Below are 14442 nucleotides of genomic sequence, written 5' to 3'. Positions count from 1 at the left end.
TCAGTCTTCTTCGGGATGCTGGAGCGGCTTCTGCTCGTCCAGACCGACCGCGCCGAGCACCTTGTCGTCCGCGCTGCGCTGATGCGCCGCACGCTCGGCCTCGTCACGCGCCGTGCGGAAGTCCGCGAGGATGCGGTTCTGCAGCGTGAACATCTCACGTTCCTCGGCGGGCTCGGCGTGGTCGTAGCCGAGCAGGTGCAGCACGCCGTGCACGGTCAGCAGGTGCAGCTCGTCCAGCAGGCCGTGGCCCGCCTTCTTGGCCTGGTCCTTGGCGAACGCCGGGCACAGCACGATGTCCCCGAGCAGCGCAGGGCCGAGCCCGGCGGCGTCGGGCCGGCGAGCCGAGTCCAGCTCGTCCATGGGGAAGGCCATGACGTCCGTGGGACCGGGCAGGTCCATCCAGCGCTCGTGCAGGTCGGCCATCACGTCCAGCTCGACGAGCAGGACGGACAGCTCGGCCAGCGGGCTCACGCCCATGCGGTCCAGCGCGAAGCGGGCGGCGGAGACGATGGAACCCTCGTCCACCGCGACGCCCGACTCGTTGGCGATCTCGATGCTCACGGCGCCTATCGTCCCCGGCGCTGGTTCCCCCGGCGTGCACCGGGTCCGTGGTGTCGCCCGTCCTGGTCGATCGCGTCCTGCTCGACCTGCCACTTCTCGTACGCGTCGACGATGTCGCCGACCAGCCGGTGACGCACCACGTCCTGGCTGGTAAGGACCGAGAAGTGCACGTCGTCGACGTCTTCGAGGATGTCCTTCACGACCTTCAGACCGCTGCGCTGGCCGCCGGGGAGGTCGACCTGGGTGATGTCACCCGTCACGACGACCTTCGAGCCGAACCCGAGCCGGGTGAGGAACATCTTCATCTGCTCGGGCGTCGTGTTCTGCGCCTCGTCGAGGATGATGAACGCGTCATTAAGGGTGCGACCACGCATGTACGCCAGCGGTGCGACCTCGATCGTGCCCGCCTGCGTGAGGCGCGGGATCGACTCCGGGTCGACCATGTCGTGCAGCGCGTCGTAGAGCGGGCGCAGGTACGGGTCGATCTTCTCGTAGAGCGTGCCGGGCAGGTAACCGAGGCGCTCGCCGGCCTCGACGGCCGGGCGGGTCAGGATGATGCGGTTGACCTGCTTGGACTGCAGCGCCTGCACGGCCTTGGCCATGGCGAGGTAGGTCTTTCCGGTGCCGGCGGGGCCGATGCCGAACACGACGGTGTTCTTGTCGATCGCGTCGACGTAGTGCTTCTGGTTCAGCGTCTTCGGCCGGATCGTGCGGCCGCGGCGGCTGATGATGTCGAGGCTCAGGACCTCGGCAGGCGAGGAGTCGGCGTTGGCGGACAGCATCGCGACCGTGCGGCGCACGGTGTTCTGGTCGATGGCCTGGCCGCGGCTGGCGAGGGTGACGAGCTCGCTGAAGACCCGTTCCGCGAAGGCCACGTCCGCGGGGTCGCCGGACAGCGTGATCTCGTTCCCGCGCACGTGCACGTCGGCGTCGAGCAGTTCCTCCACGAGCCGGAGGTTCTCGTCTCGCGACCCCAGCAGGCTGAGCACCGCGCCGTCGGGCACGGCGAACCGGGACTGACCTTCCTTGATGCTCTGCTGTGTTTCTTCGGCCACGTGGCCCCGGCCTGCTTCCTGTCGCTCGGATCTGGTGGCGTCGATGCTAGTCCGGCCGAAAATGAGTGGCTACCGGATTGCTCACCGTGTGTGCTCACCGGTTGTGGAGATCCGCAGGCTTGGCGTCGAGGACATACCCGAGTGCATGAAGCTCATCACGGACCGGGGTTGGGCGTGGACGCCCGCGCAGTGGGAGCTGATGCTCGAACTGGGTCCTGGGTGGGGCGCGTTCGACTCGACCGGGCTGCTCGGCACGACTTTGACGACGCCGTATCCCGAGATGCAGGCGATCAGCGGAGTGCTGGTCGCATCGTGGGCCGGTCGCCGCGGCATCGGCACCCGACTGATGTCCAACATATTGGATATCGGCCCATCGGTGCTGTACGCGACGGCCATGGGTGAGCCGCTCTACGCCCGGCTCGGCTTTCACTCTGTCGGGGCCACCACCGAGTACCGGGGCGTGCTCCGCGGCACCGCGCCCGGCGTGACGCGGGAAGCCACTCCCGCCGACGCCGACGCGCTGGCGGCGCTCGACCGCGAGGCGAGCGGCTACACCCGGCCGTCACTCTGGGAACGGCTGCTCGACCCGGCCGCGCCGTACACGGTGCGGGTGTCGGAGTCCGGCGCGGTCGTCACCCGCCCGAATCCCACCGGCCTGACGATCGGCCCGGTGATCGCGCCGTCCGCCGCGGCGGCGTGCGACATGATCACGGACGTGGCCGTCGGCGCCGGCCAGGTCCGCATGGACACGGACAACGCCGACGTGGGCGCCTTCCTGCTGGAGCAGGGCTTCGAGAAGGGCGTCGGCGGCTGCAGGCTGATGGTGCGCGGCGCCGACGACGTGCCGGGCGACCGGTCGCGCTACTTCGCGCCCGCCTCGCACGCACTCGGCTAGAGCTTTCTGCCGCCGAGCACGTGCAGGTGCGCGTGGAAGACCTCCTGCCCGCTGTCGGGCCCGGTGTTGAACACCAGCCGGTAGCCGGTCTCCGAGACACCTTCGGCCTCGGCGACCTCCTTCGCGGCGGCGAAGAGGTCGCCGAGCTGCTCACCGGTGAGGTCGACGGCGTTCGGCACGTGCTCGCGCGGGATGACCAGCACGTGCACCGGTGCCTTGGGGCGGATGTCGCGGAAGGCGACAGTCGTCTTGGTCTCGTGCACGACCGTCGCGGGGATCTCCCCGTCGACGATCCGGCAGAACAAACAGGACATGCCTGAAGACGCTAGGCGAACAACCGGTCGAGGTGCTCGTCGACGGCCTCGATCATGTCGTCCACCGTCAGCTCCTCCGGCCCGAGCTGGTGGTGGATGTTGAGCCCGTCGATCAGCACGAGAGTGCGCCGCGCCGCTTTGATCGGCACGACACCGTCCCGCAGCTCCCCCGCCTCCTGGGCGTCCGTGAGCACCCGAGCGAGCTCGCCGTAGACCTGTCGCGTGCCGTAACGCTCCAACTCGTGCAACGACGGCTCCACCAACGCCCGCGGCAGGAACGACAACAGCACGGCGGCCTCGACCCGCCGTTCCTCGTCCAGCGCGAGCATCTCGTGCGCGACGGCTCTCACCAGTTCCCGGTTGCCGAGCGAGTCATCGATCCTCTCGAGCCGCGCGAGGAACCGCCGGTACGCGAGCTCCATCGCGAACCCCAGCAACGAGTCCTGCGTGGGGAAGTAGTGCCGCAACGAGCCGCTGGACCACCCGGACTCGGCGGCGACGGCACGCACCGACGCGTGGTCGATCCCGTCCCGTTGCACGATGCGCCACACGGCCTCGGCCAGTTCGCGGCGACGTTCCTCGTGGTCGACAACCTTCGGCACCGGCCCTTTCTAGCAGCCGCGCGCAAGCCGAACGACCGCCCGGCGACACCTCTCCCACGACTCGGTGCCCGGCGTGATCATGTCCATGTGCCCGGCGCCTTTCACCACGTCGAGCTCCGCCTGTGGTTCCACGGCGCAGAAATCGACGCTCTGCTCGACCGGAACGTCCTCGTCGAGATCACCGTGCACGCAGATCACCGGCTTGCCGATGGGTACCAGCGCGGCCGGCGATGCCTCTGCGAACTGCTCCTCCGAACACAACTCCAGCGCCCTGGCCGTGATGTGCTGGGTGAAGTCGAGCACCGCCGCCTGTGCCACAGCTCCGACCACTCGCTCGCTGTGCTTGGCCGCCCACACAGCGAGATGCCCGCCAGCGCTGTGCCCCAGCGTCACAACGGGCCCGACATCGACAGCCTCAATGGCAGCCAACACGTCCTCACCGGTCTGCGGCCATCCACCGCCACCACCACCAACGCGCCGATATTCGATGTTCCAAACGGCAAACCCGTCCCCCACAAGCACTTCCGCGAGGGGCCGCCCAAGCTCCAACCCGTACCGCTGATGCCAAAAACCACCGTGGATAACGACAACAGCACCCTCAGCAACACCATCGGGAACGTAGAGCTCGCCGAACTGACTGGGGTGCTCACCGTAAGCAATCCGCTGCACACGCAGAACCTACGCGACACAACGAAAACAGACCCGAAGACAACGAGGCACAAAAAGAAGGATGGGATAGGCCGCGATGGCGCGAAGCGCCGAGCCGGCCGGGGTCCGGGGGCGGAGCCCCCGGCTGGGGTGTGGGGGCTTGGCCCCCAAAAGACACCCTTTTGGGCCACCGGCGAAGGCGCGCCAGCGCCGAGCAGGTGCGCCCAAACCAAAAGGGGCGCCTCGCGGTCCGAAGCCTGGGGGTCGCTTCGCCGCGAGGCGCCGACGCCGGACCGAGGGGGGAGGTGTCCGGCGAGTCCTTGGTCAGAAAGGCCTAACTGTCTACTCCGTTTACGGCTAGACCAATTGAGCCCCTCTGCAACTAGAGTAACCCCAACGGCCTGGGGTTCGCTACAACTTCCGTCAAGCCAATCCATCCGATGTTCACCTTGTGAGTGAACTGGGTCACCAGCGGGACGTGAGTACCCCGAGCGCACCGAGAGCAACCGCGGCGGCGGTAGATGCACGCAGAACAGTTGGGCCCAATCGGACGATCCGGGCGCCCGATGATCGCAACGCTTCCAGTTCGTCGGGCGTGATTCCGCCCTCGGGACCGACGACGAGCAGCACGTCTCCGGATTCGGGAAGGTCGACATCGGACAGTCGGTCGGTCGCGCTCTCGTGCAACACGAGGGTGAGTGCCGAGGACGACACGCGCTGGGAAAGCTGTGCCGTGGTCACGGGTTCGTCGACGAAGGGCACCCGCGAGCGGCGGGCTTGCTTCGCCGCCTCGCGGACCGTGGAACGCCAGCGCCCCAACGCTTTCGCGCCGCGCGGGCCGTCTTCCCACTTCGCCACGCAGCGGGCGGCGCGCCACGGCACCACACCGTCCACACCGGCCTCGGTGGCCAGTTCGACCGCGAGCTCACCGCGGTCGCCCTTCACCAACGCCTGCGCGAGCACGACGCGGGGCGACGGCTCGGGCTCCACCGTGCGGTCGAGCACCTTCAGCGCCAACGCGTCCCGCTCCACGGCCACCACCGCACACCGCACGAGGGTGCCGGAACCGTCGGACAGCACGAGTTCCTCGCCCACGCGCAGGCGCTTCACGGTCGCGGCGTGGCGGCCTTCCGGACCATCCAGCACGAACTCCTCACCCGGCGGCAGCGCCGGAACGAGGAAGACCGGCAGGGTCACCGGTTGCCGCGCGAGGCACGCAGGCGGGAGAACAGCCCGCCGCCGCCCTTGCCGTTGTGGGACAACGAGGGCTCGCTCTCGCCGCGCAGCTCGGCCAGGTCGCGCAGCAGTGCGGCCTGGGCGGCGTCGAGCTTCGTGGGCACGACGACATCGAGGTGCACGTGCAGGTCGCCGCGGCCGTCGACGCGACCGGTGGAGCGCAGCTTCGGCATGCCGCGGCCGGGGAGGACCAGCTGCGTGTTCGGCTGCGTGCCGGGGTCGATCTGCAGGTCTTCCTCGCCGTCGAGCGTCTTCAACGGCAGGGTGGCGCCCAGTGCGGCCGTCGTCATCGGGATCTGCACGACGCAGTGCAGGTCGGCGCCGTCACGTTCGAAGATCTCGTGCGGCTGTTCCTCGACCTCGACGTAGAGGTCGCCCGCAGGGCCACCGCCGGGACCGACCTCGCCCTGGCCCGCGAGGCGCACGCGCATGCCCTCGGCGACACCGGCGGGGATGTTCACGGAGATCGTGCGGCGCGAGCGGACGCGGCCGTCGCCGCTGCACTGCTGGCACGGGTCGGGGATGACCTCGCCGTAGCCGCGGCAGACCGGGCACGGGCGTGACGTCACGACCTGGCCGAGGAACGAGCGCTGCACCGACTGGACCTCACCGCGGCCGTTGCACGTGTCGCAGCGGATCGGCTTGGAGTCGCCGGACGTGCCGGCGCCGTGGCAGCGGTCGCAGAGGATCGCGGTGTCGACGGTCAGCTCACGGGTGGCACCCGCCGCGCACTCCTCCAGCGTCATGTCGAGCCGGATCAGCGCGTCGGAGCCGGGCTGCACGCGGCTGCGCGGACCGCGTCCGCCGCCGGACGTGGCACCGAAGAACGCGTCCATGATGTCGCCGAGGCCGAAGCCCGCGAACGGGTCACCGCCCGCGCGTCCGCCGCCGCCCGAGTCGAGCGGGTCGCCGCCCAGGTCGACGATGCGGCGCTTCTCTGGGTTCGACAACACCTCGTAGGCGGCCGTGACCTCCTTGAAGCGGGCCTCCTCGTTGGGATTGACGTCCGGGTGCAGCTGCCTTGCGAGCTTGCGATAGGCGCGCTTGATCTCATCCTGTGTCGCGTTCTGCGCGACACCGAGGATGCCGTAGTAATCCCTGGCCACCTTGTTCGCTTTCGTCTTCATCTTTCAGAGCAAAGTTCTCGGGGGGACGTTCCTTGTTTCAACGACCAGTGAGGATCTCACCGACGTAGTTGGCGACCGCGCGCACGGCCGCCATCGTTCCGGGATAGTCCATGCGCGTGGGTCCGACGACGCCGAGGCCTCCCAGCGGATTGTCGCGGCTGCCGTAACCGATGGACACCACCGAAGTACTGCGCATCTCAGCAGCCTCGTTCTCCTCGCCGATGCGCACCAGCACGCGACCGGGGTCGCGGGAAGCGGCGAGCAGCTTGAGCACGATCACCTGTTCCTCGAGCGCCTCCAGCACCTGCCGCAGCGAACCGGGGAAGTCCGCGACGTTGCGGGTGAGGTTCGCGGTGCCGCCGAGCACGAGCCGCTCCTCCGGGTGCTCGACGAGCGTCTCGATCAGCACCGTCGCGACCCGCAGCATCGGGTCGCGCAGGTCCTGCCGCACCTCGTCGGGCAGCTCGGCGACCTTGGCACTGGCGTCGGACAACCGCTGCCCCGCCATGGCCTGGTTCAGCATGGCGCGCAGGTGTCCCACGTCGTCCTCGCTGATCACGTCGCCCAGCTCGACGATGCGCTGGTCGACCCGGCCGGTGTCGGTGATCAGCACGAGCATCAGCCGTGACGGCGTGATCGGCAGTACTTCGAGGTGACGGACGGCGGCGCGGGACAGGGTGGGCACCTGGATCACCGCGACCTGCCTGGTGAGCTGCGCGAGCAACCGCACGCTGCGGCGCATCACGTCGTCGAGGTCGAGCGCCCCGTCGAGGAAGCTGCGGATGGCCCGCTTCTCGGCCTGCGAGAGCGGCTTGACCTCGCTCAGCTTGTCGACGAAGAGCCGGTAGCCCTTGTCCGTCGGCACGCGCCCTGCACTGGTGTGCGGCTGGGCGATGTAGCCCTCGTCCTCCAGCGCGGCCATGTCGTTGCGCACGGTCGCGCTCGACACACCCAGGTTGTGCCGCTCCACCAGGGCCTTCGACCCGACGGGCTCCTGGTTGGACACGTAGTCGGCAACGATGGCGCGCAGCACCTCGAACCGACGCTCATCGGCGTTCACCGCTGTTTCACCTCCGTGTCCGCTACTCCCGAGTTTACCCAGGCGATTTCCTGCTGGGAGCCAGCTCTGCTCCGTTGCTGAACCGGGACTCAAGTTCTGCCTGACCCGAACGGCCCCCGTTTTTGTCGGTGGTGGTCGCTAGGGTCCAAACCACCTGGACGAAGAGGGGGACCACGGTGGACGAGGAGCCGCCACCCGGCGTGCTCGACCGGGGCTGGCGCGCGAAGGGCGGCCGGACCTACCACAACGATCCGGCCTGCGAGTGGCTGCGGAAGGGGCAGAACCGGTTGCGGCTGATCGGCAAGGACACACCCGAGGTGGTGCCGGTGCGCTGGGCCGACGTGAGCCCCGGCCAGCTCCAGCCCTGCGACTACTGCTGTGCGCCGGCGTGGCTCGAACGGCACGGCGGAGCGCAGCCGGCGGACAAGCCTTGCCTGGTGCTGAGCGACGACGAGTGGTGGGTCGGCACCCTGGTCTGGGAGGAGGCGAGACGTCCGGACGGGTTGTGGTGGGCCACCGTGACGTACCGCAAGCACGGGCACGTCGTCACGGAGGTGCGCAGCCAGCACGACATCCGTGCTCGTTGATCAGGGCAGCAGGCGCCTGACGACCGCGTCGGCGAGCAGGCGTCCCCGATCCGTCAGCACGCAGCGGTCGTCCAGCGGTTCGAGTAGGCCATCGGCGATGGCCGATCGCGCCTCCTCGCGCCCGGCGATATCCAATACATCAGTGGGCAGACCCTCGGCCAGGCGCAGCTCCAGCAGGACGCGCTCGACGCGGCGGTCCTCGTCCGACAGGACCTCGCGCCCGGCGGCGGGCGACTTGCCCTCGGCGAGCAGGGACGAGTAGCGCGCCGGGTGCTTCACGTTCCAGAACCGGACGCCGCCGACGTGGCTGTGCGCGCCGGGGCCGAAACCCCACCAGTCGGCGCCCTTCCAGTACAGGACGTTGTGCCGGCACCGGGCTGCCTCCGAGGTGGCCCAGTTGGAGACCTCGTACCAGGAGAAGCCGGCGCCGCTCAGCACCGAGTCGACCATCTCGTAGGACGACGCGAGGACGTCGTCGTCCGGCATCGGGAGATCGCCGCGGCGGATGCGCCGGGCCAGGCCGGTGCCGTCCTCCACGATCAGCGCGTACGCCGAGACGTGGTCGACGCCCGCGTCGAGAACGGCGTCGAGCGAAGTCATCAGATCAGCCGGCTGCTCCCCCGGTGTGCCATAGATCAGGTCGAGGTTGACGTGGTCGAAGCCCGCGGCGCGGGCCTCGCGGGCGGCGTCGACCGGGCGGCCGGGGGTGTGCTTGCGGTCCAGGATCCGCAGGACGTGGCGGGCTGCCGACTGCATGCCGAGCGACACCCGCGTGTATCCCGCATTCCGGATGTCGGCGAAGAACGACGGCGACGTCGACTCCGGGTTGGACTCCGTCGTCACCTCGGCGTCCGGGGCTAGGCCGAACGACTGATGTACCGCGTCCACTACATCAGTCAGGCCGGAGGCACCCAGCAGCGAGGGGGTGCCGCCGCCGACGAAGACGGTCGAGGCGGCGGGAGCGGTGCCCAGCACGGAGGCCGCGAGATCCAGCTCACGGCGCAGGCCCTCCAGCCACGACTCGGGCGAGGCGGACGAGCCCAGCTCACCCGGCGTGTAGGTGTTGAAGTCGCAGTATCCGCAGCGGGTCGCGCAGAACGGCACGTGCACGTAGATGCCGAACGGACGGGTGCCGACTGCGGCGAGAGCGGACGCGGGAAGCGAACCGTCGGCGGGCGCGGGCTCGCCTTCGGGCAAAGCGGAGGGCATGACAGCTAGTGTCCACCACAGGACCCGGATGGCGGTGTCCGACCAGGAGAAGTATCTGTCGGTGACAGAATCATCACTGAGCGAAACCGGCCGATGATGTCAACTTCCCCTGGAGAATCCCAGCATTCGGTTGGCGGTGGACCATGCTCTGGACGCCAGGCACACTGGTCGCATGCCTTCGACTGGAGTTCGCCTCGTGGCCCGCCGCCACGTCGACTTCCGTCGTGTTTCCAGCGCGATGTGCCGTCGCACGGCATAACCACGCGCTGATTTGTTCCCGTCGGCGCTTGGTGCGCTGACGAGGCCCCCACCACAAGCACCTCTGGGCTCGCATGCGCACTCGGCGCCTCGAAACCCCGGAGGATGGCGATGGTCCCGCCGCAGACGTCACCGCGCGCCAAGCAGCGTCGCGGCGAGGGGCAGTGGGCGCTCGGCTACCGAGAGCCGCTGAACCCCAACGAGCGGAGCAAGAAGGACGACAACCCGCTCAACGTCCGCGCCCGCATCGAGAACATCTACGCCCACCGGGGCTTCGACTCCATCGACCCCGCTGACCTGCGCGGACGATTCCGGTGGTACGGCCTCTACACCCAGCGCAAGCCCGGCATCGACGGCGGCCGCACGGCCACGCTCGAGCCGGAAGAGCTGGACGACGAGTACTTCATGATGCGCGTGCGCAGCGACGGCGGTGCGCTCACCACGCAGCAGCTGACCGTCCTCGGTGAGATCTCGCAGACGTACGCGCGTGACACCGCGGACATCACCGACCGGCAGAACATCCAGTACCACTGGATCCGGATCGAGGACGTTCCCACGATCTGGCAGAAGCTCGAAGACGTCGGCCTCACCACGATGGAGGCGTGCGGCGACAGCCCGCGCGTCATCCTCGGCTCGCCGGTCGCGGGCATCGCCGAGGACGAGATCATCAACGGGCAGCCGGCGATCGACGTCATCCTCGAGCGCTACATCGGCGACCCGCGGTTCTCCAACCTGCCGCGCAAGTTCAAGACCGCGATCTCCGGTCTGCAGGACGTCGCGCACGAGATCCACGACGTCGCGTTCGTCGGCGTCGACCACCCCGAGCACGGACCCGGCTTCGACCTCTGGGTCGGCGGCGGCCTGTCCACGAACCCCATGCTGGGCAAGCGAATCGGCGTCTGGGTGCCGCTCGAAGAGGTGCCGGACGTGTGGGAAGCCGTCATCAGCGTCTTCCGTGACTACGGCTACCGCAGGCTGCGGCACCGCGCGCGCATCAAGTTCCTCGTCGCCGACTGGGGCCCGGAGAAGTTCCGCCAGGTCATGGAGGACGAGTACCTCAAGCGCAGGATGCTCGACGGCCCGGCGCCGGAAACCCTGAACCAGCAACGTGATCACATCGGCGTGCATCGGCAGAAGGACGGCCTGTTCTACGTCGGCGCGGCGCCGATCGCGGGTCGCGTGTCCGGCAGCACGCTGGTCGAGGTCGCGAAGATCGTCGAGCGGGCCGGCAGCTCACGGGTCCGCCTCACGCCCCAGCAGAAGATCGTCGTGCTGGACGTGCCGGAGGGTGAGGTCAAGACGCTGCAGGCGGATCTCGCCAAGCTGGGTCTGCAGTCCGAGCCGTCGCCGTGGCGGCGGGGCGTCATGGCCTGCACCGGTATCGAGTTCTGCAAGCTCGCGATCGTGGAGACCAAGGCCCGCGCCAACGACCTCGTCGCGAAGCTGGAGGCCAACCTCGCGGACATCACTGAAAGTGCTGTCGGTGTGGCGCCGATCACCGTGCACATCAACGGCTGCCCCAACTCCTGCGCCCGCATCCAGACCGCGGACATCGGCCTCAAGGGCCAGATCGTCACGGACGACGAGGGCAACCAGGTCGAGGGCTTCCAGGTGCACCTCGGCGGCGGCCTCGGCCTCGACGCGGGCTTCGGCCGCAAGCTGCGCGGCCACAAGGTCACCGCGAGCGAGCTGCCCGAGTACGTCGAGCGCGTCGTGCGGAACTTCGTTGCCCAGCGCGAAACCGACGAGCGCTTCGCCCAGTGGGTCGCCCGCGCGGAAGAGGGTGCGCTGAGGTGAGCGAACGGGCGACGCCCTTCTACTGCCCCTACTGCGGCGACGAGGACCTCCGGCCGCAGGAGGAACCCAGCTACGCGTGGCTGTGCACCGGGTGCCGCCGCGTCTTCAAGGTCCAGTTCGTCGGGCTCAACCTGCCGCAGGAGGTGAAGAAGTGAGCGATCTGAAGGAAGACCTCAAGATCGTCGCCGAGGCGGCGGAGCAGGAGCTCAAGGACGCGACGGCGATCGAGGCGCTGGAGTGGACCGCGCGGACGTTCGGCGACAACTACATCGTCGCGTCGAACATGCAGGACGCTGTGCTGATCGATCTCGCAGCCCAGGTGAAGCCGAACTTCGACGTGCTGTTCCTGGAGACCGGCTACCACTTCCCGGAGACCATCGGCGTGCGTGACGCCGTCGGCGTCGTCTACCCGGACGTGCGGATCGTCAACGCCGCGGCCGAGCAGTCGGTCGAAGACCAGGAGCGCGAGTTCGGCCTGCTGTACCAGACGGACCCGGCCAAGTGCTGCAACCTGCGCAAGGTCGTGCCGCTGCGCCGCGAGCTCGCGAAGTACGACGCGTGGGTCACCGGTGTGCGCCGCGTCGACGCACCGACGCGCGCCAACACGCCGATCGTGCAGTGGGACGAGCGCAACGGCCTGGTGAAGATCAACCCGATCGCACCGTGGAGCGATGACGAGTTCAACGCCTACATCCGCGAGAAGGGGATCCTCGAGAACTTGCTGGTGCAGGAGGGATATCCCTCCATCGGCTGCCTGCCGTGCACGTCGAAGCCGTTGCCGGGGCAGGACGCCCGCAGCGGCCGCTGGGCGGGTCAGGCGAAGACGGAATGCGGGTTGCACGGATGACGACAGCGACGCTCGACACGTTGGGACGCCTCGAATCGGAGGCGATCCACATCTTCCGCGAGGTCGCGGGCGAGTTCGACCGGCCGGTGATCCTCTTCTCCGGCGGCAAGGACTCGACGCTGCTGCTGCACCTCGCGATCAAGGCGTTCTACCCGGCGCCGGTGCCGTTCCCGCTGCTGCACGTCGACACCGGGCACAACTTCGACGAGGTCATCGAGTTCCGCGATCGCGTTGTGGCGCAACACGGTCTGCGCCTGGAGGTCGCGAAGGTCCAGGACTGGATCGACGACGGCCGCCTGCAGGAGCGCCCGGACGGCACGCGCAACCCGTTGCAGACCGTGCCGTTGCTCGACACGATCACCGCGCACAAGTTCGACGCGGTGTTCGGCGGCGGCCGGCGGGACGAGGAACGCGCTCGCGCCAAGGAGCGGATCTTCAGCCTGCGCACGGCGTTCGGCCAGTGGGACCCGAAGCGACAGCGCCCCGAGCTGTGGAACCTCTACAACGGCCGGCACCGCCCCGGTGAGCACGTCCGCGTGTTCCCGCTGTCCAACTGGACCGAGCTCGACGTGTGGAACTACATCGAGCGCGAGGGCGTGGAACTGCCGGACATCTACTACGCGCATGAGCGCGAGGTGTTCCTGCGCGACGGCATGTGGCTCGCCGAAGGCCCGTGGGGCACGGCGCGCGAGGGCGAGACGTTGGTGCGCAAGACGGTTCGCTACCGCACGGTCGGCGACGGCTCGTGCACCGGTGCCGTCGAGTCCGACGCCGCCGACATCCACGCGGTGATCGCCGAAGTCGCCGCGTCACGACTGACCGAGCGCGGCGCCACGCGTGCCGACGACCGGCTGTCCGAGGCCGCCATGGAAGACCGCAAGCGGGAGGGTTACTTCTAAATGAGCGACCTGTTGAGGCTGGCCACGGCGGGCAGCGTGGACGACGGCAAGTCCACGCTCGTCGGCAGGCTGCTCTACGACACCAAGTCCGTGCTGGCGGACACGCTCGACGCGGTGCACCGCGCGAGCGCCGACCGCGGTCTCGCGACGCCGGACCTGTCGCTGCTGGTCGACGGCCTGCGGTCGGAGCGGGAGCAGGGCATCACGATCGACGTGGCATACCGGTACTTCGCGACGCCCAAGCGGTCGTTCGTGCTCGCGGACACCCCCGGCCACGTGCAGTACACCCGCAACACCGTCACCGGCGCGTCCACCGCACAGCTGGCGGTCCTGCTGGTCGACGCGCGCAAGGGCGTCATCGAGCAGACCCGCCGCCACGCCGCGGTTCTCGCGCTGCTCGGTGTGCCGCGGCTCGTGCTGGCGGTCAACAAGATCGACCTCGTGGACTACGACGAGGTGACGTTCTCCCGCATCGCCAAGGAGTTCACGGCTCACGCGACGGCTCTCGGCTACACCGAGGACGCCGTGGTCGAGATCCCGGTGTCCGCGCTCGCCGGCGACAACGTCGTGGAGAAGTCCGCGAACACGCCGTGGTACTCCGGCCCGACCCTGTTGGAGCACCTGGAGACCGTGCCGGTCGAGCCCGACCCGCACGACGCCCCGTTCCGTTTCCCGGTGCAGTACGTGATCCGCCCGCGCACCGCCGAGCACCTGGACTACCGCGGGTACGCCGGTCTGGTCGCCGCGGGCACGGTCAAGCCGGGCGACGAGATCGTGGTGCTGCCGTCGGGTCGTCGCTCGACGGTCACGAAGATCGACACGGCCGACGGCGAACTGGCGGAGGCGGCGGCCGGCCAGTCCGTGACGTTGCTGCTGGCCGACGACATCGACATCTCGCGCGGCGACCTGATCTCGGTGGCGGGCAACGAGCCCAAGGTCACCGACGAGCTGGACGCCACCCTCTGCTGGCTCGCCGAGAAGCCACTGCGCGCCGGTGCCCGAGTCCTCGTCAAGCACGGCACGCGCACCGTGCAGGCGATGGTCACCGAACTGCGCGACCGCTTCGACGAGCAGAGGCTGTCCAGTGTGGACAGTCCGGCCACGTTGGAGCTCAACGAGATCGGCCGGGTGGCGCTGCGCCTCGCGGAGGAAGTACCGCTCGACGACTACAGCTTCAGCCGGCGCACCGGGTCCTTCCTGGTGATCGACGCGAGCGACGGATCCACGCTCGCCGCCGGACTGGTCGGGGCTCCGCTTCCGTTGCTCGAGAACGGCGTGGAGAGCTGTACCGAGGGCGGCGAAAACGCTGCCCCTGACACCCACGCCCTCGTCTCCCCCGGTCCCTGA

Annotated in this window: 17 protein-coding genes; 8 read left to right on the top strand and 9 right to left on the bottom strand. The window is 69.0% G+C overall.

The window, feature by feature from the left end; translation table 11 throughout:
- Together ybeY and JOD27_RS38395 are read right to left on the bottom strand one after the other, a co-directional pair.
- Entirely contained in the window at positions 1 to 561 is a 561-nt protein-coding gene (gene ybeY / locus JOD27_RS38400; protein WP_189256585.1) for an rRNA maturation RNase YbeY, read from the bottom strand.
- Between the two features lie 5 nt (positions 562 to 566).
- Positions 567 to 1616, bottom strand: a complete 1050-nt coding sequence (locus JOD27_RS38395) for a PhoH family protein (protein ID WP_307830575.1) — start codon at positions 1614 to 1616, stop codon at positions 567 to 569.
- Between the two features lie 145 nt (positions 1617 to 1761).
- Between JOD27_RS38395 and JOD27_RS38390 the strand changes: the two genes are divergently transcribed.
- Positions 1762 to 2511 carry a GNAT family N-acetyltransferase gene (locus JOD27_RS38390; protein ID WP_204767278.1) on the top strand — a complete coding sequence of 250 codons (750 nt, stop codon included), beginning with the start codon at positions 1762 to 1764 and terminating at the stop codon, positions 2509 to 2511.
- On the opposite strand, the gene JOD27_RS38385 is transcribed toward JOD27_RS38390, so the two are convergent.
- The 6 genes from JOD27_RS38385 to hrcA form a co-directional block, all read right to left on the bottom strand.
- On the bottom strand, positions 2508 to 2825 hold the full coding sequence (locus JOD27_RS38385) for a histidine triad nucleotide-binding protein (RefSeq protein WP_204767277.1): 318 nt from the start codon (positions 2823 to 2825) through the stop codon (positions 2508 to 2510). The genes JOD27_RS38390 and JOD27_RS38385 overlap by 4 nt on opposite strands.
- Positions 2826 to 2836: 11 nt before the next feature.
- Complete coding sequence (locus tag JOD27_RS38380; protein WP_204767276.1) at positions 2837 to 3427, bottom strand: TetR/AcrR family transcriptional regulator; 591 nt, start codon at positions 3425 to 3427, stop codon at positions 2837 to 2839.
- Positions 3428 to 3436: 9 nt separating this feature from the next.
- On the bottom strand, positions 3437 to 4096 hold the full coding sequence (locus JOD27_RS47000) for an alpha/beta hydrolase (protein WP_204767275.1): 660 nt from the start codon (positions 4094 to 4096) through the stop codon (positions 3437 to 3439).
- 444 nt (positions 4097 to 4540) lie between these two features.
- Positions 4541 to 5272: a 16S rRNA (uracil(1498)-N(3))-methyltransferase gene (locus JOD27_RS38370; RefSeq protein WP_204767274.1), complete on the bottom strand. Its 732-nt coding sequence runs from the start codon at positions 5270 to 5272 to the stop codon at positions 4541 to 4543.
- Positions 5269 to 6417, bottom strand: a complete 1149-nt coding sequence (gene dnaJ, locus JOD27_RS38365; RefSeq protein ID WP_204767366.1) for a molecular chaperone DnaJ — start codon at positions 6415 to 6417, stop codon at positions 5269 to 5271. Before dnaJ ends, JOD27_RS38370 begins: the two co-directional genes overlap by 4 nt.
- Positions 6418 to 6475: 58 nt before the next feature.
- Positions 6476 to 7498 (bottom strand): heat-inducible transcriptional repressor HrcA, encoded by a 1023-nt coding sequence (hrcA, locus tag JOD27_RS38360; RefSeq protein WP_204767273.1) that lies wholly within the window; start codon positions 7496 to 7498, stop codon positions 6476 to 6478.
- Between the two features lie 176 nt (positions 7499 to 7674).
- Here hrcA and JOD27_RS38355 point away from each other — a divergent pair, with 176 nt between their 5' ends.
- Positions 7675 to 8085 (top strand): hypothetical protein, encoded by a 411-nt coding sequence (locus tag JOD27_RS38355; protein WP_204767272.1) that lies wholly within the window; start codon positions 7675 to 7677, stop codon positions 8083 to 8085.
- Here JOD27_RS38355 and hemW read toward each other — a convergent pair whose 3' ends face one another.
- Positions 8086 to 9294, bottom strand: coding sequence for a radical SAM family heme chaperone HemW (hemW, locus tag JOD27_RS38350; RefSeq protein ID WP_204767271.1), 1209 nt, complete (start codon positions 9292 to 9294; stop codon positions 8086 to 8088).
- A gap of 172 nt (positions 9295 to 9466) precedes the next feature.
- Between hemW and JOD27_RS47320 the strand changes: the two genes are divergently transcribed.
- From JOD27_RS47320 to JOD27_RS38325, 6 genes are all read left to right on the top strand, one after another.
- Positions 9467 to 9553 carry a putative leader peptide gene (locus tag JOD27_RS47320; protein ID WP_372441793.1) on the top strand — a complete coding sequence of 29 codons (87 nt, stop codon included), beginning with the start codon at positions 9467 to 9469 and terminating at the stop codon, positions 9551 to 9553.
- A 110-nt stretch (positions 9554 to 9663) separates the two neighbouring features.
- Positions 9664 to 11349 carry a nitrite/sulfite reductase gene (locus tag JOD27_RS38345; protein ID WP_275591919.1) on the top strand — a complete coding sequence of 562 codons (1686 nt, stop codon included), beginning with the start codon at positions 9664 to 9666 and terminating at the stop codon, positions 11347 to 11349.
- Entirely contained in the window at positions 11346 to 11504 is a 159-nt protein-coding gene (locus JOD27_RS38340) for an Insertion element protein (protein WP_112229091.1), read from the top strand. The genes JOD27_RS38345 and JOD27_RS38340 overlap by 4 nt, the downstream gene beginning before the upstream one ends.
- Positions 11501 to 12196, top strand: a complete 696-nt coding sequence (locus JOD27_RS38335; RefSeq protein ID WP_204767269.1) for a phosphoadenylyl-sulfate reductase — start codon at positions 11501 to 11503, stop codon at positions 12194 to 12196. The genes JOD27_RS38340 and JOD27_RS38335 overlap by 4 nt, the downstream gene beginning before the upstream one ends.
- Positions 12193 to 13095: a sulfate adenylyltransferase subunit CysD gene (gene cysD / locus JOD27_RS38330; RefSeq protein ID WP_204767268.1), complete on the top strand. Its 903-nt coding sequence runs from the start codon at positions 12193 to 12195 to the stop codon at positions 13093 to 13095. The genes JOD27_RS38335 and cysD overlap by 4 nt, the downstream gene beginning before the upstream one ends.
- Positions 13096 to 14442, top strand: a complete 1347-nt coding sequence (locus JOD27_RS38325) for a sulfate adenylyltransferase subunit 1 (protein ID WP_204767267.1) — start codon at positions 13096 to 13098, stop codon at positions 14440 to 14442.

This window comes from Lentzea nigeriaca (assembly GCF_016907955.1).
Lineage (GTDB): Bacteria > Actinomycetota > Actinomycetes > Mycobacteriales > Pseudonocardiaceae > Lentzea > Lentzea nigeriaca.
The sequence above is the reverse complement of the archived record's forward strand: the minus strand, read 5'-3'. Positions and strand labels throughout refer to the sequence as shown.